This window comes from Phenylobacterium sp. T106 (assembly GCF_057219735.1).
Window position 1 is genome coordinate 557,571 of record NZ_JBXVWA010000002.1, and the last position, 21,371, is coordinate 578,941.

The window sequence follows — 21,371 nt, forward strand, 5'->3', positions numbered from 1 at the left end:
CGGTGAATGGGCCTGTCAACGCGAGGTGGTGGGTGGCCGGATTGCAGTGCGGCGCGGACGGTGGAAGGCTCGGGCCCATGACGGACATCCAAGTCTACGCCGATCCCGGCAACAGCATCGGCTACCTGACCCGCATCGCCTTCCGCTCGTTCTCGCGGGCGCTCGAGATGCGCACCGCGCCGCACGGCGTCTCGAGCGGCCAGTGGCGGTTCCTGCGCGTGCTCTGGAGGGAGGACGGGCTCACCCAGCGCGAGCTGAGCCGGCGGGTAGGGATGCGCGAGCCCACGACCGTCATCGCCCTCAAGAGCCTCGAACGCAGCGGCTTCGTCGTCCGCCGCAAGAGCGACGAGGATCGGCGCAAGGTGCACGTGTTCCTGACGCCGCAGGCCAGGGCGCTGCAGCCCCTGCTGCTGCCGGCCGTCGCCGAGGTGAACGCCATCGCCCTGAAGGGGCTGTCCGAGCGGGACGTGGCCGTCCTGAAGAAGGCCCTGAGCCAGGTCGCCCGCAACCTCGCCGAGGACGTGGGCGAGGACGCCAACTCCGATTCCTCCGTCTGAAGGACCCGAAACCAGAATGGCCGTCAAACTCCTCGCCTTCTCCGGCAGCACGCGCGCCGGATCGCTGAACCAGGCGCTCCTGGACCTGGCCGTGGCCGAGGCGCGGGACCGCGGCGCCGAGGTGACGTCCATCCGCCTGAAGGATTTCGACCTGCCGCTCTACGACGCCGACCTGGAGCGGACGGCCTATCCGCAGGGGGCGCGGGACCTGCGGGCGCTCTTCCTCGCGCACCACGGCTTCCTGATCGCCTCGCCCGAGTACAACGGCTCGATCAGCGGCGTCCTGAAGAACGCCATCGACTGGGCCTCGCGGCCCTTCGAAGACCAGCCTGCGACCATCATCGCGGGGTTCCGAGGCAAGGTGGCCGGGATCATGGGCGCGTCCATCAGCCCGTTCGGCGGCCTGCGCGGCGTGACCCACCTGCGCCAGATCCTGGGCACCATCCAGACCGTCGTGGCGACCGAACAGGTGCTGATCCCGGCCGCCGCCACGGCGTTCGACGAGAACGGCAAGCTGAAGGAGGCGCTGCCGGCGCAGCTGCTCGGCGTGATGGCCGCCCGGGTGATCGAACTGGCCGAGAAGCTGTCGCCGCCTACCGCTTGAGGTTCGGATCGAACGGGAGCTGGTAGCCGGTCAGGCGTTCGCGCAGCTTCTTCTTGTCGATCTTGCCGGTGGCGCCGATGGGGATCTCGTCGACGAAGATCACGTCGTCCGGCATCCACCAGCGGGCAATCTTGCCGTCCAGGAAGTCCAGGAACTCCTGCTTCTCGGCGGCGGCTCCCGGTTCCAGCTGGACCAGCAGCACCGGCCGTTCGTCCCATTTCGGGTGCACGACGCCCAGCACGGCGCAGAGCGCCGCCTTGGGGTGACCGACGGCGATGTTCTCCACGTCGATGGAGGAGATCCACTCGCCGCCCGACTTGATGACGTCCTTGGCCCGGTCGGTGATCTGCATGTCGCCGTGCTCATCGATGGTGGCGACGTCGCCGGTGTCGAAGAAGCCCTCGTCGTCCACCGCCGAGTTGTGCGGGCTGCCGTAGTAGCCGCTGGCCACCGTCGGGCCCTTGATCATCAGCCGGCCGAAGGTCTTGCCGTCGTGCGGCAGCCGCCGGCCCTCGTCGTCCACCAGCTTCAGGTCGAGATTGCCCACGAGGCGGCCCTGCTTGAGCTTGCCGGGCAGGGCCTCCTCGAAGCTGAGGCCCGGCCGCTTCGGGATCGAGATGGTCGCCAGCGGCGAGGTCTCGGTCATCCCCCAGCCCTGGATCACGTCGACGCCGTAGTCGTCATGCAGGGTGCGGATGATCGACTCGGGGCAGGCCGAGCCGCCGACCGTCGCCCGCTGAAGGGTCGTGAGCTTGCCGTTCGTCTCCTTCAGGTGCGCCAGCAGCATCTGCCAGAGCGTCGGCACGCCGGCGGAATAGGTGACGCCCTCGGTCTCCATCAGTTCGTGCAGCGAGGCGCCGTCCAGCTTCTGGCCCGGCAGCACCAGCTTCGCCCCCACCAGCGGGGCCGAGTACATCACGCCCCAGGCGTTGGCGTGGTACATGGGCACGCTGAGCAGCACCGTGTCGCGCGCCGAGAGGTTCAACGCGTCGGGCTGCAGCGTCATCATCGCGTGGATGTAGTTCGACCGGTGGCCGTAGAGCACGCCCTTCGGATTGCCGGTCGTGCCCGAGGTGTAGCAGAGGCCTGCCGCGGACGACTCGTCGAAGCCGCCCCACGGCGTGTCCTGCGGGCGGTCGGCCAGCCAGGGCTCGTAGGCGTCCGCCGGGAAGGATGTGGCGGGCGCCTCGGCGCTCAGGAAGATCACCCGGCGGATCGTCGGACACTGCGGCAGGATCTCCTCCAGCAGCGCGGCGCAGGCGGGGTCGGCGAACAGCACCGTGTCGCCGGCGTGGTTGGCGATGTAGACGAGCTGCTCCGGGAAGAGCCGCGGGTTCAGCGTGTGCAGCACCGCGCCGACGCCGATCGTCCCGTACCAGGTCTCCAGGTGGCGATCGCTGTTCCAGCCCAGGGTGGCGATGCGGTCGCCGGGGCGGACGCCCATCTCCAGCAGGCCGTGCGACACCTGCTTGGCCCGCTGCTTCAGGCGCGCGTAGTCCGAGCGCACCAGCGGGCCCTCGACCGACCGGGTGACGATCTCGCGCTCCCCGTGCCAGCGGGCGGCGTGGTCGAGGATCTTGTCCAGGGTCAGGGACCAGTCCTGCATCAGGGCCCGCATGTGTCGTGCTTCCTCCGGTTCGCTGTGGCGCGCCGCGCGCTTCGCCGATAATGGTTAGATAGCGAAGTATCGAGCGGGGCGTGAAGGTCTCGCCGGATCATAGGGGGCGAGGCGTGATCGACGACAGTGACCTTCTGGCGGGGCTGGACCGTGAGTTCCTGGGGTTCGTCTCGCCGACCTCGCCGCGGATCATGGCGGGCGGCCACCCCTGCCAGGGCATCTACACCGCCCCGAAGGGCAAGCGCCCGAAGGTCGCCTTCATCGCCACCCACTACAACGTCGATTTCTCCGAGCACTACGTCGCCCCGTACCTGGCCTCGCGGGGCTGCGGGTTCCTGGGCTGGAACACCCGCTACCGCGGCGCAGAGGACCAGTTCCTGCTGGAGCATGCGGTCGTCGACATCGGCGTGGGCGTGCGCTGGCTGAAGGAGAAGGCCGGCGTCGAGTGCGTGGTGATCCTGGGCAACTCGGGCGGGGGCTCGCTGATGGGGGCCTATCAGGCCGAGGCCATCGCGCCGACCCTGGGCGATCTCCTCAGCGGCCCCGGCCTCGAGGCGCTGAACACCCTGCCCAAGGCCGATCTCTACATCTCGCTGAACGCGCACCAGGGGCGCCCGGAGGTGCTCACCGACTGGATGGACGCCTCGGTGGTCGACGAGAACGACCCGGTGGCCACCGACGAGAGCCTGAACCCGTTCAACCCCGAGAACGGGCCGCCGTACTCCCCGGAGTTCATCACCCGCTACCGCGCCGCCCAGCGCGCCCGCAACCAGCGCATCACCGACTGGGCCAAGGCCGAGCTGGCCCGGCTGAACGCGGCCGGCGTCCCCGACCGGCTGTTCCCGCTGTTCCGCTGCTGGGGCGACCTGCGGATGATGGACGGCAGCATCGACCCGTCCGAGCGGCAGACGCCCATGTGCTACCGCGGCCACCCCGCCGTGGCGAACCGCTCCCCCAGCATCGGCCGGGCCAACAACCTGAAGACCTGGCTGTCGATGTGGAGCCTGGAGACGTCGAAGTGCCAGGGCGCCGAGCAGCTGGCGAAGTTCGACACGCCCAGCCTGGTCGTCCAGGGCCTCGCCGACACGGGGGTCTTCCCCAGCGACGCCCACAAGATCTTCAACAACATCGGGTGCGCCGACAAGGAGCTGCAGCTCATCAAGGGCCAGCACTACTTCGAGGACAGCCGCCAGGTCCGCGACGACATGGCGGACCTCCTGTGCGCGTGGGTCGCGAAGAAGGCCGGATGAGCGAGCTCGCCTTCCCGGGCCTGGTCAGCACGCCCCTGTGCATCGCCGACTTCGAGGTCGAGGGCGGCATCATGGCGCTGGGCCAGACGCCGTTCAGCGCCCGCAGGGTCGGCTACATCACCGGAGGCCGGTTCCGCGGCGCGCGTCTGGACGGCGAGATCCTGCCGGGGGGCGGCAACTGGTCCCACGGCGGCCAGATGGAGCCCGGCGTTCAGGTCGCCGCCTTCGACGCGCGCTCGATGTGGCGGACGCACGACGGGGCGCTGATCCATCTTGCGTACGCGGGCCGCAGCGTCGTGCCGGACGCCGTGGCGGCGGCGTTCCGCGATCCGGCCGCCCCCGAGGTGGACCCCAGCGCCTACTCGATCCGCATCGCCCCGGTCTTCGAGACGGCCGACCCGCGCTACGCCTGGCTCAACGGGGTGCTCGCGGTCGGCTGCGGCGTGCGCATGGACTGGGGCGTCCGGCACTTCATGTACGCGATCGGCTGACGGCGGCCCGGCTCGTCCCGGCGACCGGCTGGGGGCGGGCAGGCTACTCCGCGGCGGCCGCCGCCGCGGCGCTTCGGGCGGTGAAGCCGCGCCAGTCGGACGTCCTGGGCACGACGCCCTCGAACGAGGCCAGATCGACCTGGCGCGAGGCCGAGCGGGTCCCGAGGGCCGGCTCGCCGGCGGCTACGGCCTTGGCGGCCGCCACCATCTGGCGGCGGAACTGGACGATGGCCGCGTCGCTGGCGCCCAGGTGATCTTCGCTGCGGTCGGCGATCGGGCCCATGCTCTCCCACATGGCCATGTCCTGGAACGGGATGCCCTCGATGCCGGTGAAGTCGCCGGCCTTCATCTTCGCGCGGTCCTGCAGGTAGTCGTTGGCCAGGTTGCGGCGCTTGCGGAAGTCGCTGTCGAGGTCCTTACCCACCTCGGCGGCGCAGAAGCGCCGCCAGGCGTCCTGCCCGATCCCCTTCGTCTCGTGCCAGGCGATCCAGTAGAACATGCAGTTCACGTCATCGATCGGCACCAGCATCTGCGCCAGCTTGTACTGGTCGTTCGGCGGGATCAGCACCGTGAAGGGCGCGATGAAGACGGTGGTGCGGACGTAGACGTGGGTCTCGGGGTCGCGCAGCGGCCTGCGCAGGGCGGCATAGTGGAAGCCGTAGTCGGTGGCCTCCACCTCCAGCCGCGGGGCCTTGTCGTTGGAGGGACGCAGCCAGGCGGTGTCGGTCGCGGTCGAGCCCTCCACCTGGGCCGTCGGCATGTTCGTGGAGTGCAGGCTGGACGAGTGGGCGCTGTCGATCGAGCCCTCCAGCACCTGGGCCCAGTTGCACTCGGCGTGGATCTTCACGATCGAGATCCGGGTGTCCGGCGTCGGCGCCCAGGCGGGCGTCTCGAAGGGCCGGACGGCGTCGGGCTCGCCCAGCCAGACCCAGACGAAGCCGCCGGCTTCGCGCGCGGGGTAGGCGCGGGCCTTCAGGTTGTACATGCGGCTGTCCGGGGGTTCGGACGCCATCTCCTGGATGGTCCCGTCCACGCCGAACTTCCAGCCGTGGTAGAGGCAGCGCAGGCCGCAGTCCTCGTTGCGGCCGTAGACCAGCGAGGCCCCGCGGTGCGGGCAGCGCTCGTTCAGCACGCCGATGCGGCCCTCCGAGTCGCGGAACACCACGAGGTCGACGCCCAGCAGGCGGCTGCGGACAGGCGCGCCGTCGGGCTCGGCGACCTCCTCGATCGTGCAGGCCGGCAGCCAGTGCTGGCGCATGAGCCGGCCCATCGGCGCCTCGCCCTCGACACGGCAGAGAAGTTCGTTGTCGGCGGGTCTCATCGTCGCGCCCGGTTGAGATAAACTTAGATATCGAAGTATCGTGCTCCGGCGTCGCGGTGTCCAGTCGGAGGGGAGGCGGGAGTTCATGTCTGGTCGCGTGCTGCGCATCGGCGTGGCCGGACTCAGCCGGGGGTTCGACCTGACGCGCCCGACCTTGCAGGCCGACGCGCGGGTGGCCGTCGTGGCGGCGGCCGATCCGCGGCCCGAGGCGCGCGCCGCCTTCCAGGCCGAGTTCGGCGCGCCGGCCTATCCGACCGCCGAGGCGATGTTCGAAGATCCCGACGTCGAGGTGGTCTACATCGCCACGCCGCACGAGACCCACGCCGACCTCGCCGTCGCCGCCGCCCGTCAGGGCAAGCACATCCTGGTCGAGAAGCCCATGGCCCTGAGCCTTGCCGACTGCGCGCGGATGCGGGCCGCCGCCGACGCTGCGGGCGTGAGCCTGGTCGTCGGCCCCAGCCACGGCTTCGACGCGCCCGTCGCCTGGGCCGGCGACTTCATCGCCTCGGGCGTCGTCGGCGCGCCGCGCATGGTGACGGCGGTCACCTTCACGGACTTCATCTATCGCCCGCGGCGCCCCGCGGAACTCGACACCCGCCAGGGCGGCGGCGTGGTGTTCAGCCAGGCCGCGCATCAGGTGGACGTGGCGCGCCGGCTGGTCGGCGACCGGGTCGTCGCCGTGCGGGCCACGACCGGCATCTGGGACCCGGCGCGGCCGACCGAGGGCGCCTACCAGGCCTTCCTGACGTTCGCGGGCGGGGCGTCGGCCGCGCTCACCTACTCGGGCTACGGCCGCTACGACAGCAACGCCCTGATGGGCGGGATCGGCGAGACCGGCGAGGCGGTCGACGTCGACGCCTACGCCGCCGCGCGAAGCCGGCTCGCCGCCGCGCCGGAGTCCGAATTGAAGTCCTCCCGGGCCTATGGGGCGGCCGCTTCCGCGAAGGGTGCGCCGGTGGGGCATGAACACTTCGGCTTCGTGCTGGCCTCCTGCGAGCGGGCCGACGTGCGCCCGACGGCGAGGGGCGTGGAGATCTACAGCGAGACCTCTCGGCGGACGGTGGATCTCCCGCTGGGTCCGGCTGGCCGCAAGCGGGTGATCGACGAGCTCTGGACGGCCGTGGTGAAGCGGGCGCCTGTCATCCACGACGGGCTCTGGGGCGCCGAGAACCTCGCCGTCTGCTTGGCCATCCTGCGCGCGTCGGCCGAGGGTCGGGAAGTCGAAGTGGACGCGTTGGAGAGCTGAGAATGAGCAGGCTGCGGCTTACCCTGGCGTGCTGGGACTACGACCGCACCCGCGCGCTCGCCGACGGGCGCGTCCGGCCCGAAGGCATCGACCTCAACTTCCTGCCCCTGGAGGTCGAGGAGACCTTCTTCCGGATGCTGCGCAACCGCGAGTTCGATGTCGCGGAGATGTCGCTGTCGTCCTACTGCGTCTCGCTCATGCGCGAGGATCCGGCCTTCATCGCGATCCCCGTCTTCCCGTCGCGCTTCTTCCGCCACTCGTGCGTCTTCGTGTCGGCCCGCAGCGGCATCGAGAGGCCGCAGGACCTGGTCGGCCGCCGGGTCGGCGTGCCCGAGTACCAGATGACCGCGCCGGTCTGGATCCGCGGCATCCTGTCGGACGAGTACGGCGTCGACCCTGCCTCGGTGGAATACTTCACCGGCGGCGAGGAGGAGCCTGGCCGCGACGAGAAGCTGAAGCTGAGCCTGCCCGAGCGGTTCCGGGTCACGCCCATCGGGCCCGGGAAGACCCTGTCGGCCATGCTGGCGGACGGCGAGATCGACGCCCTGCACACGGCGCGCACGCCCTCGACGTTCTACAGCCGGCCGGACGACGTGCGCCGGCTGTTCCCGGACTTCGTGGCGGTGGAGAAGGACTACTACCGGCGGACGGGCCTCTTCCCGATCATGCACGTCATCGCCATCCGCCGGTCGGTCTACGAGGCGAACCGCTGGATCGCCCAGTCGCTGTTCAAGGCCTTCTGCGAGGCCCAGGCCGTCACCTACGCCGCCCTGTCGGTCACGTCGGCGATGACCTCGATGCTGCCCTGGCAGGTGGCCGCCGTGGAGGACGCGCGCGCTCTGCTTGGCGACGACTGGTGGCCCTACGGCTTCCACCGCAACCGGCCGGTCCTCGACACCTTCCTGCGCTACCACCACGAACAGGGGCTGTCGGCGCGCCGCCTTGCGCCTGAGGACCTGTTCGCCCCGGAGACGTTCGAGGCGTTCAAGATCTGAGCGGCCTCAGGCCGCGGGTTCGTACCAGATGGGCGAGGACCAGGCGCGCTCGAGGATCGTCGGCGCGAGGTTCGGGTTGACCGGCGTCCCGTTCCGCAGGGCGTCCCACGCCGACCAGCGGCATGACGGGTTCTCGAGCACCCGCACATAGTAGAAGGCGCGCTGCCGCGGATCGAACTCTGGATCGCGCCAGACGGTCTTGAGCTCGACGTCGCCCTTGAACGGATCCGGCCGGCAGGTCTTCAGGTCGACGCCGGCGCCGTTGTCCGGGCAACGTCCGGCCGAGGGTTTCAGGCCGTCGGAACAGACCACGTCGATCACCTTCTCGCGGGCCTGGCCGTTCTCGATCCAGCCCTTCACGATCTGGGCGCGCTGGAGGTAGCCGCCCGAGGGATCGCGCACCGCCCAGAGGACGAAGGCCGGGGTCTTGCCCTTCGCCGCCAGGAGGTCGCCCCCCATGGGAACGCCGTGGGCATAGGCTTGCCGGACCGCGTCGGCGCGGCCCAGCAGGTCGGCCGGGAATTCGTAGCCGGCGAAGAACCGCACCTTGATGCGCGGCCCCGAGGTGGCGAAGGTCTCTCGCCGCCGCAGCGCGGCGTAGATCGCCTCGCGGCTGTTCTCCTCGGCCCAGACGCCCGCCAGACCGCTCGCGCCCCAGGTCTGAGCCGGCAGCGTGGTCCCGTTGCCGGTCCTCGCCGCTGAGTCCGCGGTCCAGCCGCGCTGGCCCTTCGGCGGGATCGAGCCCCGCAGCTCGGGCGTGCCGTCGGGCAGGCCGGCCTTGGAGAAGTAGTTGGGTTCCTCGACGCTGCCGGGCGCAGCGTTGTGGGTGTCGGATGAACCGATGAACCCCATCCGGAACGGGTTCGCGCCGATCTTCTCGCGATAGATGATCCCGTCCTGAAGCGCGCGGCGGACGTAGCTGCCGGCGAACTTGGTCACCGGGTTCGGCCGCCCGATGTAGGTCTCCATCAGCTCGAAGCCGGCCCATTCGTCGTTCGGCGACAGGGTCGGGTGGGTTTCGGACGTGCCCTTGATCTGGGTGATCTCGGTCAGCGGCTCGTTGCGGTCGCGGAGCTCGGCATAGGCGCGGTCCAACGGCAGCCCGTTGCGCCGCGTGGTGTCGTACATCAGCCCGTCCGAGCCGTTGGCGTTGTGCGAGATCGCCAGCGCCTCGATGCCCTTGGCGCGCCAGCCGTCCATCGCGCGCCACAGGTCCTCGGGGTCGGTCGATTCGCTCGCCGAATAGGGCGCGCCGGGAACCTTTGCCGAGCGGAAGATCACGTTGCGGTGCAGGTTCCGGCCGTCGGGCGCGGAGGTGTACTCGTAGCCGATCAGGGTGGTGAAGCGGCCGGGCTGGTTGTGCCGCGCCGCGGCCGCCTGCACCTCGGCCCAGGCGCGCGAGCCGATCGCCGGATCCGTGTACGCCTGGGGCAGGGTCCCGGACTGCCGCGCCTGCACCAGCCGGGAGAAGCCCTTGAGGATCTGGTCGGGGTCGGAGCTGAAAAGGCCCTGCGAGAACTCGAGCTTCGACAGCGGACTGTTGGGGTCGCCCGCCTCGCGGATCATCGCCATGTATTCGGCGTGGTCGGTCACCGCCACGAAATCGAGCGGCCCGCCTGCAAGCCGGACTTCGAACCCGCCCGCGTGGCCGATCGTCTCCCCGCGGGCGAAACGGTAGGCGTCGTCCGGCGTCCGGCGGACGTTGAAGATGTAGGCGTCGTTGGACAGGTAGGTGTGGACGTGCAGGTCGCCGAAGTAGGCGTTGCGGTCGGCGCTCCACCCCGGCAGCCGGGCGGATGCAGGCGGGGCGGCCGAGGTCCCGTCGGCGGGCGTCTTGATCTCCGGGGCCGCGCCGCTGACGGCGGCGCCTCCTCCCACCAGGACCCCGGTCATGATCGCCGGGATCGCCGCCCGCCAGATCGACTTCATCGCCTGCCCCCTATTCCAGCACCAGCACGTAGTCGGCGCGCTTCAGACCGCGAACCGGTCGGAAATCCCTGACCGTTTCCCCGCCCGTCCGGCGGATGAGATCATCCAGTCTTGCACGTTCCGCGCCTGTGGACTCGCTGGCGATCCGCGCGGCCCGCGCAAAGTGCCAGACCGTCTGGGGCACGCAGCCCTTGCTCATGGTGACGCCGCGCCAGGGGAAGCGGATCGGCCCCAGGTTCGGGTGCACGTCGCGACGGCCTGCGGCTCCCACCGTCGAGCCGGACGGCCGCGCCTCGGCGAGCGCCCAGACGTCGAACGCGGCCCGCTGAGCTTCCAACTCGGGACGGACGTCCGCGAAGACATAGGCCAGCAGAGCTTCAAGCGAGGCTGGAATCTCATCGTGAGCGAAGTAGGCCTGGGCGACAGCGAACTCGGCATCCGCCAGGCCCGCCGTGTTCATCCGCTCGACCCATCGGGCCACGTTCGGGGCCCGGGTCCGCATGATCATGGCTGGAACCGGGTCGCGCCCGAGGTGCGCGAACAGCGGCGCCATCAGGCCGAAGTCCGCGACGCTCGGCCGGCCGCCCAAGAGATACGGATGTCCCTGCAGGTGGATGTCGAGGAGGTCCAGAAAACCCAGGTAGGATTCCTCGATGGCGGGGGCGGTCTCCGGCGAGATCCCCAGCCAGCCGAGAAAGCCGCTGAAATAGCCCATGATCTTGCGGCCGGCGGCCCTCTGCGCCTCGCGGTCGGGTCCGCTGTAGACGCCGCGGCCGAACTCGGCCTCGAGAAAGCCTTCCTGCTGTTCGCGATAGCTCCAGCGGTAGTGCATCGCGGCGGGCAGGAGAAACTCGGTCCCGTAGGCGTCAAGCACCTCGGCGATGAAGCGCAGCGTAGGCTCGCTGGGGGTCAGGGAGGTCCCGGCGTCGGCCTCAAGCCGGTCGATGATCGCCGTGGTGTCCTGCAGCATCTCCCCGTCGGGCGTTTCCAGAATGGGGACGACGCGCAGGCGTACGGTGGGGATGGCGACGTCGCGATAGCGGGCGTCGAAGGGTCGCCGCTCCTCGAATGGCAGACCCTTCTTGATCAGGTAGGCGCGCAGCTTGCCCGTGTAGAGCGAATGCGGCGTGCCCCACATCAGGTAGGGCCTGATCTCCTCCATGGTCAGAACGTCTTCGAGGCCCGAACGCCCCAGGTGCGAGGGGGCGCCACGAAGCCGCGGTAGAGCGTGGCGCCCGTGGCGGGCACGCGAACGCCGAACACCGCGTCCAGGACCTGCACGAACTTGGAGCCCCGGAAGTACTGCTCGTTCGTCAGGTTGTCGCCGAACAGGGCGACGTTCCAGCTCTTGTCCGGGCTCGTGAGCGCGATGCGGCCGCCGTAGAGCGTGTAGCGATCCTGGATCGCCTGCGGGTTCAGGTCCGGCGTGGCGTAGAGGCGATCGGTGTAGGCCATGTCGCCACGCACGGTCAGGGTGAAGCCGCCGCCGAACGGGGGCGTGGTGTACTCGACGCCGAGGTTGCCCTGCCACTTCGGCGCGTAGGTCGGCCGGCGGCCGGTGAGGTTCTGCACCGTCCGGCACGAGGTCGCCGAGTTGTTGCAGGCCGGGAGGCCCGGCGCGGCGACGTTCGAGGTGAAGACCGAGTCCAGGTAGGCCACGCCGAAGTCGATGGAGACCCCGTCGATCGGCTTCACCTGGCCCTCGATCTCGACGCCCTTGGCGCGGATCGAGCCGGCGTTGCGGATGATGAAGCTGACGCCGTCGAACGAGCGCTCCTGGAAGTCGTCCAGGTCGGTGCGATAGGCGGTCACGTTCAGGAGCAGGCGGCGGTCGAACAGCACCGACTTCACGCCCAGTTCCCAGTCCTTCGACTTCTCGGAGTCGAAGAGGCGCTTCTGGCCGAGGACGCTGGCCCCGCCGGCCGAGTTCAGGCCGCCCGACTTGTAGCCGGTGGAATAGGTGACGAACGCCATCACGTCGTCGGTGATGTGCCACGAGAGGTTGGCGCGCCAGTTCGGCTGGCTGTCGTCGAACTTGAGAGCGGTGGTCTCGGCGCCGCGCAGCAGGGCGGCGGCGGGGTTGAGCACGGTCTGCACGAAGCTGCCGGACTTCTTGTCCTTGGTCTCGCGGGCGCCGAGGATCAGGTCGACGGTGTCGGTCACCGCGAACGTGGCCTGGGCGTAGACGGCGTAGCTCTTGGCGTTCTGGGTGAACAGCCCCGGCGTGACGCCGATCTTGGGGCCGGCGTTGCAGGCGTTGACGAGCGCTGGCGCCGCCGCGGCCACGGCGAAGCTGCAGTACTGGCTGCCGAGGTTGAAGTTCTCGCCGATGTCGTAGTCTTCCTCGAAGAAATAGAGGCCCGCGACGAAGTCGAGTCGGCCGTCCAGCAGCGCGCCTTCAGGCGACAGCAGCTGCAGTTCGTGGCTCTGGGCCTGGCTCTTGAAGGTGGAGTCGCGGCTGACGAGGTCCAGGCGGGTCGAGACCACGTCGCCGTCGCGCTGCAGGTTCTTCCAGTCGCGATAGGCGTTGATCAGGCGCAGCGTGTAGTCGCCCGGCAGGTTGATGGAGAGGTCGCTGGTCAGGCCATACTGCCGGTCCTTCAGGTCCCGGTTGTTGACGCGGTAGTCGAAGGTCCGGCTGGGCGGATACGTCAGCTCGGCCAGCGGGGTGCCCGAGCGGGCGGCGAAGTTCGCGATCTGGGTCGGCGACAGCGTCGAGGTGTCGACCTGGTTCAGCGGGAAGCCGTCGCCGTTGGTCCGCGCGTAGTCGACGCGGCCGATCCAGGTGATGTTGTCCGACAGCTTCGCCTTGGCCGAGACGCGGCCGGCGACCGTGTCGCTCTCGCCGTAGGTCTTGCCGTCGAACAGGTTCTTGGCCCAGCCATCCGTGTCGTTCGCGGTGAGCGCCATGCGCACGGCGAACTGGTCGTTCACCGGCAGGTTCACGATCGCCTCGGCCTTGTGACTCCCGAACCGGCCGGCCTCCAGGACCGCCTTGCCCGAGAAGCTGTCCTGCGGCGCGGTGGTCCGCAGCGAGACGGCGCCGACCGTGGCGTTGCGGCCGAAGAGCGTACCCTGGGGCCCGCGCAGGACCTCCGCGCTCTCCACGTCGAGGAAGGTCGTCAGCATGGCGCCGGGGCGCGGGATGAAGACGCCGTCGATGTAGGGCGCGACGCTGGGGTCGATGGCGGCGTTGGAGCTGGCGCCGAAGCCGCGGACCCGGATCGACACGCCCGCGGACTGGGCGATGGTGTCGAAGCGCAGGTTCGGCACGACCTTCTCCAGACCCTTCACGTCGGTGACGTTCTTCGACTCCATCGCCTTGGCCGAGACGGCCATGATCGAGAGCGGCACGTCCTGGATGTTCTCGGCGCGCTTCTGGGCGGTGACCACCACCTCTTCGACGCCCACCGCCTCCTGCGCCGACGCGGCGCCGGCGGCCAGCACCAGCATCGAACTCGCGAGCCAGAAACGTTTCGTGCCGAACATGGTGTCTCTCCCCAAACGCTTTGGCCGGGCGCTTAGCGGCGCGGCGCCTTGCCGGGAAGCGAAAGAACCAGCACACAGCTATCGCCAAAGGCGATAGGAGAAGGGCCCTGGACATCCGTCAGATGCGCCACGTCCTGGCCATACACAGGGCCGGCAGCTTCGCCCGCGCGGCCGACGACCTGGGGCTGGCGCAATCCACCCTCTCGAAGAGCATCGCCCGCCTGGAGGACCAGCTCGGCCTGCGCCTGTTCGAGCGTTCCGGCTCGGGCGCGGAGCCGACGCCCATGGGCCTGGTGGTGGCCGCCCGCGCGGGTCGCATCATCGCCGAGGCCGAGCGTCTGCAGCGGGACGTCGAGCTTGCCGCGGCGGGTGAGGCGGGCGAGGTGCGCATCGGGCTGGGTCCGGCGCTGCGGCCGGCGTTCATGCCGCCCTTCGCCGAGGCGCTGGTGCGACGCTGGCCCCGGCTCAAGGTGACCCTCGACGTCGGCCGCCGCGAGCGCGTGATCGAGGACTTCCGCGCGGGTCGCTTCGACATGGTCATCGCCGCCCGCGCCGCCGAACTCGAGACACCTGACCTGGTGTCCACCGAGATCCTGCGCGAGCCGGTGGTCGCCCTGGCGGCGCCCGGGCATCCGCTCGCGCTTCTGCGGTCGATCGCCCCGGACGAGTTCCTCGCCCATCCGCACGTGGCGGCGAGCGCCGTGTCGATGCTCACCGCCCCCGGGGCGGCCACGGAGGTCCGGCCGACGCTGCCCGACGAGCCGCAGATCCAGTGCAGCGACGAGCAGGCGGTGATCGCCGTCGCCCGGGCGGGCCTCGCCACCGCCTTCCTCCCGCGCCACATCGCCGCCGCCGAGATCGAAGCCGGCCGCCTGGTCGTGCTGCCCCTGCGCTGGCGCATGACGATCCGCCTGATGGCGACCACCACGAAGGCGGCTCGCAGCTCGCCCCTGATCCAGGAGATCCTCCGGACCGCCCGGCAGGTGGCCGACGACCTCAGCCCGGCGTGACGCCTGCGAGGCGAGCGCTGCTGGCGCGGAGACGCAGGTTTGCTAGTAGGGGCCGATGAACGACCGGCCGGAACGGCAGCCGCCCGCCACGCGGGCCGACCTTCTGATGACGCGGCTGCTGATGCGCGTCTACTGGTTCGACGAGGCGCTTCAGACCGCGCTGAAGTCGGCCGGCTGGCCGCCGGTCACGCGCGGCCAGTCCCTGCTGTTCGCCAATGTGTCGGCGGGCGTCCACAGGCCGACGCGGCTGGCCGAGAACCTGGGCGTCACGCGCCAGTACATGAGCCAGATGATCGGCGAGCTTGCAGCCCGCGGTCTGCTGGAGGTGGGCCCGGACCCCGAGGACCGCCGCGCGCAGGTGGTGACCTTCGGCAAGGCGGCCATCCCGTTGCGCGACGCGGCGTTCCAGGTGCTGCAGGATCTGGAAGCCGAACTCGACGCGCGCATCGGCGCCGACGCCGTCGAGGCCCTGGGTCGCGCGCTGGCCGCCGACTGGGGCCCCCCGCCGCAGGTCGCGGCCCCGCCGATCCGATAGCCCGTCAGGTCAGCGCGGTGTTGGGCGGCAGGCCCACGAGCGCGCGTCCCTGAAGCTCCAGCGCCAGGTCGAGGTCGTAGACCACGTGGCTGGCCATGACGTTGACGTCGCGCTGCGCCCGCTGGAGCGGGTTATCCAGGGCGTGGGCGCTCGATCCCGAGGCTTCGCACACCTCGCGGATCGCCCTGCGGCAGGCGTCCATGACCCAGGCGATCTGGACTCGCAGGTGGATGCGCTGTTCGGCGGTCGAGGGGCTGCCCTGGTTGGCCACCACCATCACCTGGCGGGCGGCGTCGCGCAGGAGGACCTCGGCCGAGCGGACCTCCATGTCGGCGCGCGCCAGGCGCATCTGGGCCGCGGGCCTTTCCCCCTGCCGGGTGGTCGTCCCATGCAGCACGCGCACGTCCAGCCGCTGGCGGAAGGCGGTGACCGCCGAGCGCGCCAGCCCGACCGCCGGGATCACCGCCGTGATCCCCAGGAACGGCAGCATGGGCATGCGGTAGATCGGGTTGGGATGCAGCGCAGCCCCCGGCGCGCGGCCCTCGCGCATGTGGCCCATGTCGATCACCCGGTGCTCGGGTACGAACAGCTCATGGGTGGCGATGTCGTTCGAGCCCGTCCCGGCCATGCCGTCCATATGCCAGGTGTCGATGACCTGGGCCTCGGACGCGGGGAAGGCGAAGAACAGCATCCGCGGCGGCGCTTCGCCCGGGACCATCCCCGTCGCCAGGATCCAGTCGGCGTGCATCACCCCCGTGCCCCAGCGCCAGCGCCCGGTCAGCCTGTAGCCGCCGGGCACGGGCTCGGCCTTGCCGGGCGGCATGGTCACGCCGGGCGCGATGACATAGGGCCAGCCGCCGCCGAAGATTTCGTCCTGGGCGGCCTTCGGGAACTGCGCCAGCATCCAGTTGTGCTCGACGCAGAACGAGGCGACCCAGCCCGTCGAGGCGCAGCCCTCGCCCAGCGGCAGCATGGCGTCGATGAAGGTCTCGAGGTCGAATTCCAGGCCGCCGTAGGCCCGGGGCACGAAGTGGTAGAAGATTCCGCTGTCGCGCAGCGCCTGCCAGACGGAGTCCACCGGCCGGCGCAGGGCCTCGGCCTCGGCGGCGTGGGCGGCCAGCAGCGGCCTCAGCGCCTCGGCCCGGGCCACCAGCTCGGCCGGCGTGAGCGCGTCCAGGGCCGCGCGGCTCAGCCAGTCGCCCCCGGCGGGAATGCGGCGGTCCGCGAACTGCAGCGAGGTCATGTCGTCGGGCATTGCGGCCTCCTTGCGCACTTTGTCAGGTAACTTGACAAAGCTCGTCAAGCCGAAAGCTCCCTTTAGCTCGGCGCGTACCAGATCGGGGAGGCCCAGGCGCGTTCCTCGACGGTGCGGTCCGCGGCGGGGAAATCGCCGCACCGGCCCGCCTTACGGCACTGGTGCGCCGACCAGCGCGGAGTGGGCGCCTCGACGACGCGGGCGTACCAGTACGCCGGCTGGCCGGCGTCGAACGCCGGGTCGCGCCAGGTCGCGCAGACGCGCCCGCCCGGCGCGGTCGGGCCGCGCCAGACTGTCTCGACGCGCTCGTCGTAGCCGCCGTCGCGGCGCGTCGCGCCCTTGACGATCTCGATCCGCGCCAGAGGCGCGCGGTCGGCGATGGCCTCGATCCGGAAGGCCGGAGCCGCGCCGGCGGCCTCCAGGGTCCCGCCCATGGGAACCGCGGCCTGCAGGGCGCGCCCGTCCGCGCCCTCGCAGGCGAGGGGCGTCCGCCCGCGGGACGCGTGGACGCGCAGGGCGATGCGCGGACCGCTGGTGGCGTAGACCTCGCGCCGGCGCATCGCCGCGAACAGGGACTCGCGCGTGTTCTGCTCGGCCCACACGCCCACGACGCCGCCGGGGTTGAAGTCGAGCCGGCCCACGTTGCGCTCGAAGTTGTCGAGGCCGAACACCGTTCCCCGCCACTGCGCCTCATCGACGAAGCCGCCGAGGCCGGTGTGGGTGTCCGTCGATCCGACGAAGCCCACCTGCAGCGGGTTGCGGCGGGTCTGGGCCTGGGCCATCAGGCCCCGCCGCAGGAGGCCGCGGGCGTAGGTGGAGCGCGCCTTCTCCCACTCGGCCTGCGCGAAGTCGGCCAGGGGCTTCGGACGTGCGTGCGAGGTGATGTAGGGCTCAAAATCGCAGTCCTTGCTGGTCAGCCGGTCCGCGTACGGCGCCATGCATTCGCTGGCGCCCTTTTCCTGAGTGATCTCGACGAGCCGCTCGTAGCGGGTGCGCAGGGCCAGGTCGCTCTCGTCCTCGGTCTCGATGTCGAAGCTGAGCCCGTCGCCCATGTTCATGTTGTGCGGGATCGCGATGGCGTCGCAGCCGTCCTGCGGCCGGCACTGACGCGCCAGGGTGTTCCAGAGCTGCGAGACGGACGGATAGCGGATGTAGTCGATCGGGACCGCGGTGGTCTTCTCGTTGGCGAAGATGACGTTGCGGTGGTTGTGCGCCGCGCCGGGCGTGCCCGACCACTCGAAGCCGATGAAGGCGGTGAAGCGGCAGGGTTCGTTGGCGGCGTTGGCCTGCTGCTGCACGCGCGCCCACTGGCTGTCCCGCGCCGCTTCGCAGGCCTTCGGGTCCTGCCTGCAGAGCTCGGTGGGCTGAGGGCGGTCCAGGGTGATGGTCGGGTTCACGTAGTCGCGGAAGACCTGGCTGCCCGTCGCCTGGCTGCTCTTCGCGCGCAGGTCCTTGCAGACCGGATGGTCGGAGACCCGCGGGTCGGTGCAGGTGAACATCAGATCCAGCCACTCGGCGTGGTCGGTCACCGCCATGAAGTCGAGCGGCCGGTCCAGCTGGACGGGGCCCGCCGCGAGCCGGATCGACTCACCCTTGGCGAACCGGTAGGCGTCGGCCGGGGTCTGGATCGTGCCGTAGCCGTAGGCGTCGAGAGAAAAGGCGGTGTGGACGTGCAGATCGCCCCAGTAGACGCGCTTCACGCCGGGCTGCGCGCCGGGGCAGGGCCGCGCCTGAGCCATGGGCTCGGCGGCGGCGGGCGTCGCTGCGGGAGGGTCCGAGGCGCAGCCGAGCAGGGGGGAGGCGAGCAGCGCAAGCGGCAGGAGCCGCCGCGTCATCGCGCTCCGCCGGAAGACGCCGGCGCCGGGCAGCCTGCCGATCCACATCCCGCCTCTCCCTGCAAACGCGCGCCGGATCACGCTCGGGGCTGGCGCCGATTTAGTCAACAGACCTGACAGATCGCGATTTCGTCAGGTTAATTGACAAAGCCCGGAGCCCACGTAGCATCCCCGCTGAACGGCGTTCGGGGCCGTTCACAGGCCGGAGCCGTCGCATCACGCGATGGCGCGTCGGAGAACCGGGCCAGCTGGCCCGCCGGCCATACGGGGAGGTAAAATGTCTCGCACATCACGGTCGCCGTACCGGCTGACGTTTGCACTCGCCATGGCCCTCTCGGGCGGTGTCGCGGCGGTTCCGACGGTCTCCAGGGCCCAGGCGGCGGACACCCGCGACGCGCTGGCGATCGAGGAGGTGGTCGTCACCGCCCGCAAGCGCGAGGAGAACCTCCAGGAAACTCCCATCGCCATCACTGCGGTGGGCGGCGAGCAGCTGCAGGCGCGCGGCGCCGTGGACCTGACCGCGATCGAGACGCTCGCGCCGAACGTCCACTTCTCGGCGAACCAGCCCACCTCGGGCCTCTCGGGGGCGACGGCGGTGTTCATCCGCGGCATCGGGCAGCGCGACTTCACCATCAACATCGACCCCGCCGTCGGCGTCTACTTCGACGGCGTCTACGTCGGCCGCTCCATCGGGGCCCTCATGGACCTGGTCGAGATCGAGCGCGTCGAGGTCCTGCGCGGCCCGCAGAACACCCTGTTCGGCCGCAACACCATCGGCGGCGCGATCAGCGTCGTCACCAAGTCGCCCGCCGAGCAGTTCGGCGGCTCGATCCGGGTGTCAGGCGGCGAGGACACCTACGCCGAGGTGGCGGGCAGCGTGAACGTGCCGCTCTCCGAGACGGTGCGCGCCAGCCTCAGCGCCTTCTACCGCCACCAGGACGGCTTCGTGAAAGCCCTCCAGTACAACGACGTGAAGCTGGGCGAGGACGACGTCCGGGGGGCGCGCGCCAAGCTCGTGTTCGACTTCAGCCCGTCCGTCAGCCTGGAGCTCGCCGGCGACATCGCCCGCACGTCGAACACCCCCGGTCCCGTGGTCCCCGTGGTGCTGAACACCCTGCTGCCGGTGGGGACGGTGGGCACCGGCCCGTTCAACACCTTCTTCAACAACAGCCTGACCCTGTCGGGCGACGCGGCTTGCCGGACCACCGCGGGCCACGCCACCAACAGCCGCTGCTTCGGTTCGGTCTGGCTGCCCGCGTCGCGCTACGCCTCCAACGCGGTCTTCACCGACCGCAATGGGCGCAAGGTGGATCCGGACAACCAACTCGACACGAACGGGATCAGCGCGACGCTCACGGCCGACACGCCGCTGGGGCAGTTCAAGTCGATCTCGGCCTACCGTGACTTCGACGCCGTCACCTTCAACGACCTCGACTTCACGCCCTACCTGCTGTTCGCCAACAACCACCCCGAGTTCTCCCAGCATCAGTACTCGCAGGAGTTCCAGCTGGTGGGCTCGACCGCGAACGGAAAGGTCGACTACGTCCTCGGCCTCTACTACTTCGAGGAGAAGGGGCTCGAGCGGATCTTCAACCAGATCGTCACCGCCTTCAACGCGACGACGAACCCCGGCTCGCTCGCCCAGGACATCTTCCGCAACATCGACAACTCGTCGAAGGCCGCCTACGCGCAGGTGACCTACCACCTCACCGACGCGCTCAGCATCACCGGCGGCGCCCGCTACACCGAGGGGCGCAAGACCTTCAGGATCAAGAACATCCTGCCCAGCGGCGCCACCGACGGCCCCTATCGCGGGGTGAAGGAGGTCGAGCGGCTGACCCCCACGATCACGGTCGGCTGGAAGGCGACGCCCGACTCCTACCTCTATGCCACCTATTCGGAAGGCTTCCGGGACGGGGGCTTCGCCGCCCGCTTCCTGGGCGTGCTGCCGGCCAACCTGCCGTCCTACGATCCCGAGTTCGTGGAAGCCTACGAGGTGGGCTCGAAAAACGTCCTGTTCGACGGGCGCCTGCGCCTGAACGCGGCGGTGTTCCACACCAAGTACAAGGACCTCCAGGTCGACGCGACGGTCCCGCCGGCGCTGCAGATCTCCCAGCAGTCCACCATCCTCAACCTGGCGCAGGCCCGCATGCAGGGGGTCGAGGTGGAGTTCGACGGGCGCCTCACCGAGTGGCTGCGGGTCGATGGGGCGGTGGGCTACCTGGACGCCGACATCCAGAGCGTGCTCGGCGGCCGCGTGGCCTCGGGCGCGTTCGGCGTCACCACGGCCACCGATCTGCCCTACACGCCGAAATGGACCGCGAACCTGGGCGTGACCGCCACCACGCGGGTGGCCGAGATGGGCAAGCTCGCGGCCCGGTTCGACCTCAGCTACTCCGACACCCAGACCTCGGCCATCGACGGCAACTACGAGACCAAGCTGCGCTCGCGCAGCCACCTCAACGCCTCGCTCCGGTACACGCCGGACGGCGGCCGCTGGGAGGCCGGGCTCTACGTCCGCAACCTCACGAACGACCACTACTTCGTGCAGAAGACCAACATCCAGGCGCTGAACTCCGCGTTCGGGGCCCTGGGCCGCCCGCGCACGATCTTCGCCTCGGTGACCTACCGTTTCGGAAACTGAGCGGGCCGCTGCGGCCGGTCGACGGATCGCCGGCGACCGGCGCGGCTAGGTGGTGACGGCCGCGACCACCGCGTCCAGCACGGCCTGCGCCTTGGCGCGCATCTCGTCGTCGGTCGCGTCCTGGATCGGATGGTCGACCAGCACGTAGCGTGCGCCATCCATGCCCAGCATCCTGCGCTGGGCTTCGGCGGCCTCGGCGAACTCGCTGGACGCTATGGAGACGGCGGGCCGGCCCTGGATCTCGAACCACACGGTGTCGTGCAGACTGCACGTCGTGCATGATCCTCAATCGGCGAGGGCTTCGACCACCACGTTGCACTCGGCCTTGATCTTCAGCCGCAGGTCCGAGGGGCAGGGCTTGGCGAAGGTCGGCTTCGCGTAGCGCCGGATCTCGGCCTCGGGGAACCGGCCCGCCAGCAGGCGCTCCAGCTCGTCCAGCAGGACGTTGCCGCGCGGCTTCGAGATGTCGAGCAGGCCGATCACGCCGGGAGAATTGGCGGTCCGCGGCGTGATCTGCCGCGCGACGGGCACCCGCTCGTCTGTGGGATCCAGGATTGTCGTCATCGACGTCCTCCGAACGATGCCGCGAGGC

Annotated in this window: 17 protein-coding genes; 9 read left to right on the top strand and 8 right to left on the bottom strand. The window is 70.2% G+C overall.

Features of this window, described 5'->3' with window-relative positions:
- The first annotated feature begins 77 nt into the window (after nucleotides 1–77).
- Both AC2D8W_RS07365 and AC2D8W_RS07370 read left to right on the top strand, forming a co-directional pair.
- The gene (locus tag AC2D8W_RS07365) at nucleotides 78–557 is read left to right on the top strand and encodes a MarR family winged helix-turn-helix transcriptional regulator (RefSeq protein WP_484670994.1); all 480 of its coding nucleotides are present in this window, start codon (nucleotides 78–80) and stop codon (nucleotides 555–557) included.
- A 16-nt stretch (nucleotides 558–573) separates the two neighbouring features.
- Complete coding sequence (locus AC2D8W_RS07370; RefSeq protein WP_484670995.1) at nucleotides 574–1,161, top strand: NADPH-dependent FMN reductase; 588 nt, start codon at nucleotides 574–576, stop codon at nucleotides 1,159–1,161.
- Here AC2D8W_RS07370 and AC2D8W_RS07375 read toward each other — a convergent pair.
- The gene (locus tag AC2D8W_RS07375; RefSeq protein ID WP_484670996.1) at nucleotides 1,151–2,779 is read right to left on the bottom strand and encodes a long-chain-fatty-acid--CoA ligase; all 1,629 of its coding nucleotides are present in this window, start codon (nucleotides 2,777–2,779) and stop codon (nucleotides 1,151–1,153) included. The genes AC2D8W_RS07370 and AC2D8W_RS07375 overlap by 11 nt on opposite strands.
- Before the next feature lie 113 nt (nucleotides 2,780–2,892).
- On the opposite strand from AC2D8W_RS07375, the gene AC2D8W_RS07380 reads away from it, so the two are divergent.
- Both AC2D8W_RS07380 and AC2D8W_RS07385 read left to right on the top strand, forming a co-directional pair.
- Nucleotides 2,893–4,029: an alpha/beta hydrolase gene (locus AC2D8W_RS07380; RefSeq protein WP_484670997.1), complete on the top strand. Its 1,137-nt coding sequence runs from the start codon at nucleotides 2,893–2,895 to the stop codon at nucleotides 4,027–4,029.
- The gene (locus tag AC2D8W_RS07385; RefSeq protein WP_484670998.1) at nucleotides 4,026–4,520 is read left to right on the top strand and encodes a DUF3237 domain-containing protein; all 495 of its coding nucleotides are present in this window, start codon (nucleotides 4,026–4,028) and stop codon (nucleotides 4,518–4,520) included. The genes AC2D8W_RS07380 and AC2D8W_RS07385 overlap by 4 nt, the downstream gene beginning before the upstream one ends.
- A gap of 43 nt (nucleotides 4,521–4,563) precedes the next feature.
- Here the strand turns inward: AC2D8W_RS07385 and AC2D8W_RS07390 are convergent, their stop codons facing one another.
- Nucleotides 4,564–5,841 (bottom strand): Rieske 2Fe-2S domain-containing protein, encoded by a 1,278-nt coding sequence (locus tag AC2D8W_RS07390; RefSeq protein WP_484670999.1) that lies wholly within the window; start codon nucleotides 5,839–5,841, stop codon nucleotides 4,564–4,566.
- 85 nt (nucleotides 5,842–5,926) lie between these two features.
- Between AC2D8W_RS07390 and AC2D8W_RS07395 the strand changes: the two genes are divergently transcribed.
- The gene (locus tag AC2D8W_RS07395) at nucleotides 5,927–7,087 is read left to right on the top strand and encodes a Gfo/Idh/MocA family protein (RefSeq protein ID WP_484671000.1); all 1,161 of its coding nucleotides are present in this window, start codon (nucleotides 5,927–5,929) and stop codon (nucleotides 7,085–7,087) included.
- A gap of 2 nt (nucleotides 7,088–7,089) precedes the next feature.
- Entirely contained in the window at nucleotides 7,090–8,082 is a 993-nt protein-coding gene (locus tag AC2D8W_RS07400) for a substrate-binding domain-containing protein (RefSeq protein ID WP_484671001.1), read from the top strand.
- 6 nt (nucleotides 8,083–8,088) lie between these two features.
- Here the strand turns inward: AC2D8W_RS07400 and AC2D8W_RS07405 are convergent, their stop codons facing one another.
- The 3 genes from AC2D8W_RS07405 to AC2D8W_RS07415 are packed head-to-tail and all read right to left on the bottom strand — an operon-like array spanning nucleotide 8,089 to nucleotide 13,500.
- Nucleotides 8,089–10,011 carry a DUF3604 domain-containing protein gene (locus AC2D8W_RS07405; protein WP_484671002.1) on the bottom strand — a complete coding sequence of 641 codons (1,923 nt, stop codon included), beginning with the start codon at nucleotides 10,009–10,011 and terminating at the stop codon, nucleotides 8,089–8,091.
- A 10-nt stretch (nucleotides 10,012–10,021) separates the two neighbouring features.
- Nucleotides 10,022–11,173, bottom strand: a complete 1,152-nt coding sequence (locus AC2D8W_RS07410; protein WP_484671003.1) for a glutathione S-transferase family protein — start codon at nucleotides 11,171–11,173, stop codon at nucleotides 10,022–10,024.
- A 2-nt stretch (nucleotides 11,174–11,175) separates the two neighbouring features.
- The gene (locus AC2D8W_RS07415) at nucleotides 11,176–13,500 is read right to left on the bottom strand and encodes a TonB-dependent receptor (protein WP_484671004.1); all 2,325 of its coding nucleotides are present in this window, start codon (nucleotides 13,498–13,500) and stop codon (nucleotides 11,176–11,178) included.
- A gap of 122 nt (nucleotides 13,501–13,622) precedes the next feature.
- On the opposite strand from AC2D8W_RS07415, the gene AC2D8W_RS07420 reads away from it, so the two are divergent.
- Together AC2D8W_RS07420 and AC2D8W_RS07425 are read left to right on the top strand one after the other, a co-directional pair.
- Nucleotides 13,623–14,510, top strand: coding sequence for a LysR family transcriptional regulator (locus AC2D8W_RS07420; protein WP_484671005.1), 888 nt, complete (start codon nucleotides 13,623–13,625; stop codon nucleotides 14,508–14,510).
- A gap of 55 nt (nucleotides 14,511–14,565) precedes the next feature.
- The gene (locus AC2D8W_RS07425) at nucleotides 14,566–15,045 is read left to right on the top strand and encodes a MarR family winged helix-turn-helix transcriptional regulator (RefSeq protein ID WP_484671006.1); all 480 of its coding nucleotides are present in this window, start codon (nucleotides 14,566–14,568) and stop codon (nucleotides 15,043–15,045) included.
- A 4-nt stretch (nucleotides 15,046–15,049) separates the two neighbouring features.
- On the opposite strand, the gene AC2D8W_RS07430 is transcribed toward AC2D8W_RS07425, so the two are convergent.
- Nucleotides 15,050–16,300, bottom strand: a complete 1,251-nt coding sequence (locus AC2D8W_RS07430) for an acyl-CoA dehydrogenase family protein (protein ID WP_484671007.1) — start codon at nucleotides 16,298–16,300, stop codon at nucleotides 15,050–15,052.
- A 62-nt stretch (nucleotides 16,301–16,362) separates the two neighbouring features.
- A complete protein-coding gene (locus tag AC2D8W_RS07435) occupies nucleotides 16,363–18,183 on the bottom strand; it encodes a DUF3604 domain-containing protein (RefSeq protein WP_484671008.1) in 1,821 nt (606 codons plus the stop codon).
- Nucleotides 18,184–18,412: 229 nt separating this feature from the next.
- On the opposite strand from AC2D8W_RS07435, the gene AC2D8W_RS07440 reads away from it, so the two are divergent.
- Entirely contained in the window at nucleotides 18,413–20,779 is a 2,367-nt protein-coding gene (locus AC2D8W_RS07440; protein WP_484671009.1) for a TonB-dependent receptor, read from the top strand.
- Nucleotides 20,780–20,824: 45 nt separating this feature from the next.
- Here AC2D8W_RS07440 and AC2D8W_RS07445 read toward each other — a convergent pair whose 3' ends face one another.
- The gene (locus AC2D8W_RS07445) at nucleotides 20,825–21,343 is read right to left on the bottom strand and encodes a UGSC family (seleno)protein (protein ID WP_293481882.1); all 519 of its coding nucleotides are present in this window, start codon (nucleotides 21,341–21,343) and stop codon (nucleotides 20,825–20,827) included.
- Between the last annotated feature and the right edge of the window lie 28 nt (nucleotides 21,344–21,371).

What these genes read in the sequence shown, in the direction of transcription:
- AC2D8W_RS07410 (WP_484671003.1), bottom strand. Translation starts at nt 11,173, where the DNA reads ATGGAGGAGATCAGGCCCTACCTGATGTGGGGCACGCCGCATTCGCTC.
- AC2D8W_RS07375 (WP_484670996.1), bottom strand. Translation starts at nt 2,779, where the DNA reads ATGCGGGCCCTGATGCAGGACTGGTCCCTGACCCTGGACAAGATCCTC.
- AC2D8W_RS07370 (WP_484670995.1), top strand. Translation starts at nt 574, where the DNA reads ATGGCCGTCAAACTCCTCGCCTTCTCCGGCAGCACGCGCGCCGGATCG.
- AC2D8W_RS07390 (WP_484670999.1), bottom strand. Translation starts at nt 5,841, where the DNA reads ATGAGACCCGCCGACAACGAACTTCTCTGCCGTGTCGAGGGCGAGGCG.
- AC2D8W_RS07405 (WP_484671002.1), bottom strand. Translation starts at nt 10,011, where the DNA reads ATGAAGTCGATCTGGCGGGCGGCGATCCCGGCGATCATGACCGGGGTC.
- AC2D8W_RS07400 (WP_484671001.1), top strand. Translation starts at nt 7,090, where the DNA reads ATGAGCAGGCTGCGGCTTACCCTGGCGTGCTGGGACTACGACCGCACC.
- AC2D8W_RS07365 (WP_484670994.1), top strand. Translation starts at nt 78, where the DNA reads ATGACGGACATCCAAGTCTACGCCGATCCCGGCAACAGCATCGGCTAC.
- AC2D8W_RS07430 (WP_484671007.1), bottom strand. Translation starts at nt 16,300, where the DNA reads ATGCCCGACGACATGACCTCGCTGCAGTTCGCGGACCGCCGCATTCCC.
- AC2D8W_RS07440 (WP_484671009.1), top strand. Translation starts at nt 18,413, where the DNA reads ATGTCTCGCACATCACGGTCGCCGTACCGGCTGACGTTTGCACTCGCC.
- AC2D8W_RS07425 (WP_484671006.1), top strand. Translation starts at nt 14,566, where the DNA reads ATGAACGACCGGCCGGAACGGCAGCCGCCCGCCACGCGGGCCGACCTT.
- AC2D8W_RS07395 (WP_484671000.1), top strand. Translation starts at nt 5,927, where the DNA reads ATGTCTGGTCGCGTGCTGCGCATCGGCGTGGCCGGACTCAGCCGGGGG.
- AC2D8W_RS07435 (WP_484671008.1), bottom strand. Translation starts at nt 18,183, where the DNA reads ATGTGGATCGGCAGGCTGCCCGGCGCCGGCGTCTTCCGGCGGAGCGCG.
- AC2D8W_RS07420 (WP_484671005.1), top strand. Translation starts at nt 13,623, where the DNA reads ATGCGCCACGTCCTGGCCATACACAGGGCCGGCAGCTTCGCCCGCGCG.
- AC2D8W_RS07415 (WP_484671004.1), bottom strand. Translation starts at nt 13,500, where the DNA reads ATGTTCGGCACGAAACGTTTCTGGCTCGCGAGTTCGATGCTGGTGCTG.
- AC2D8W_RS07385 (WP_484670998.1), top strand. Translation starts at nt 4,026, where the DNA reads ATGAGCGAGCTCGCCTTCCCGGGCCTGGTCAGCACGCCCCTGTGCATC.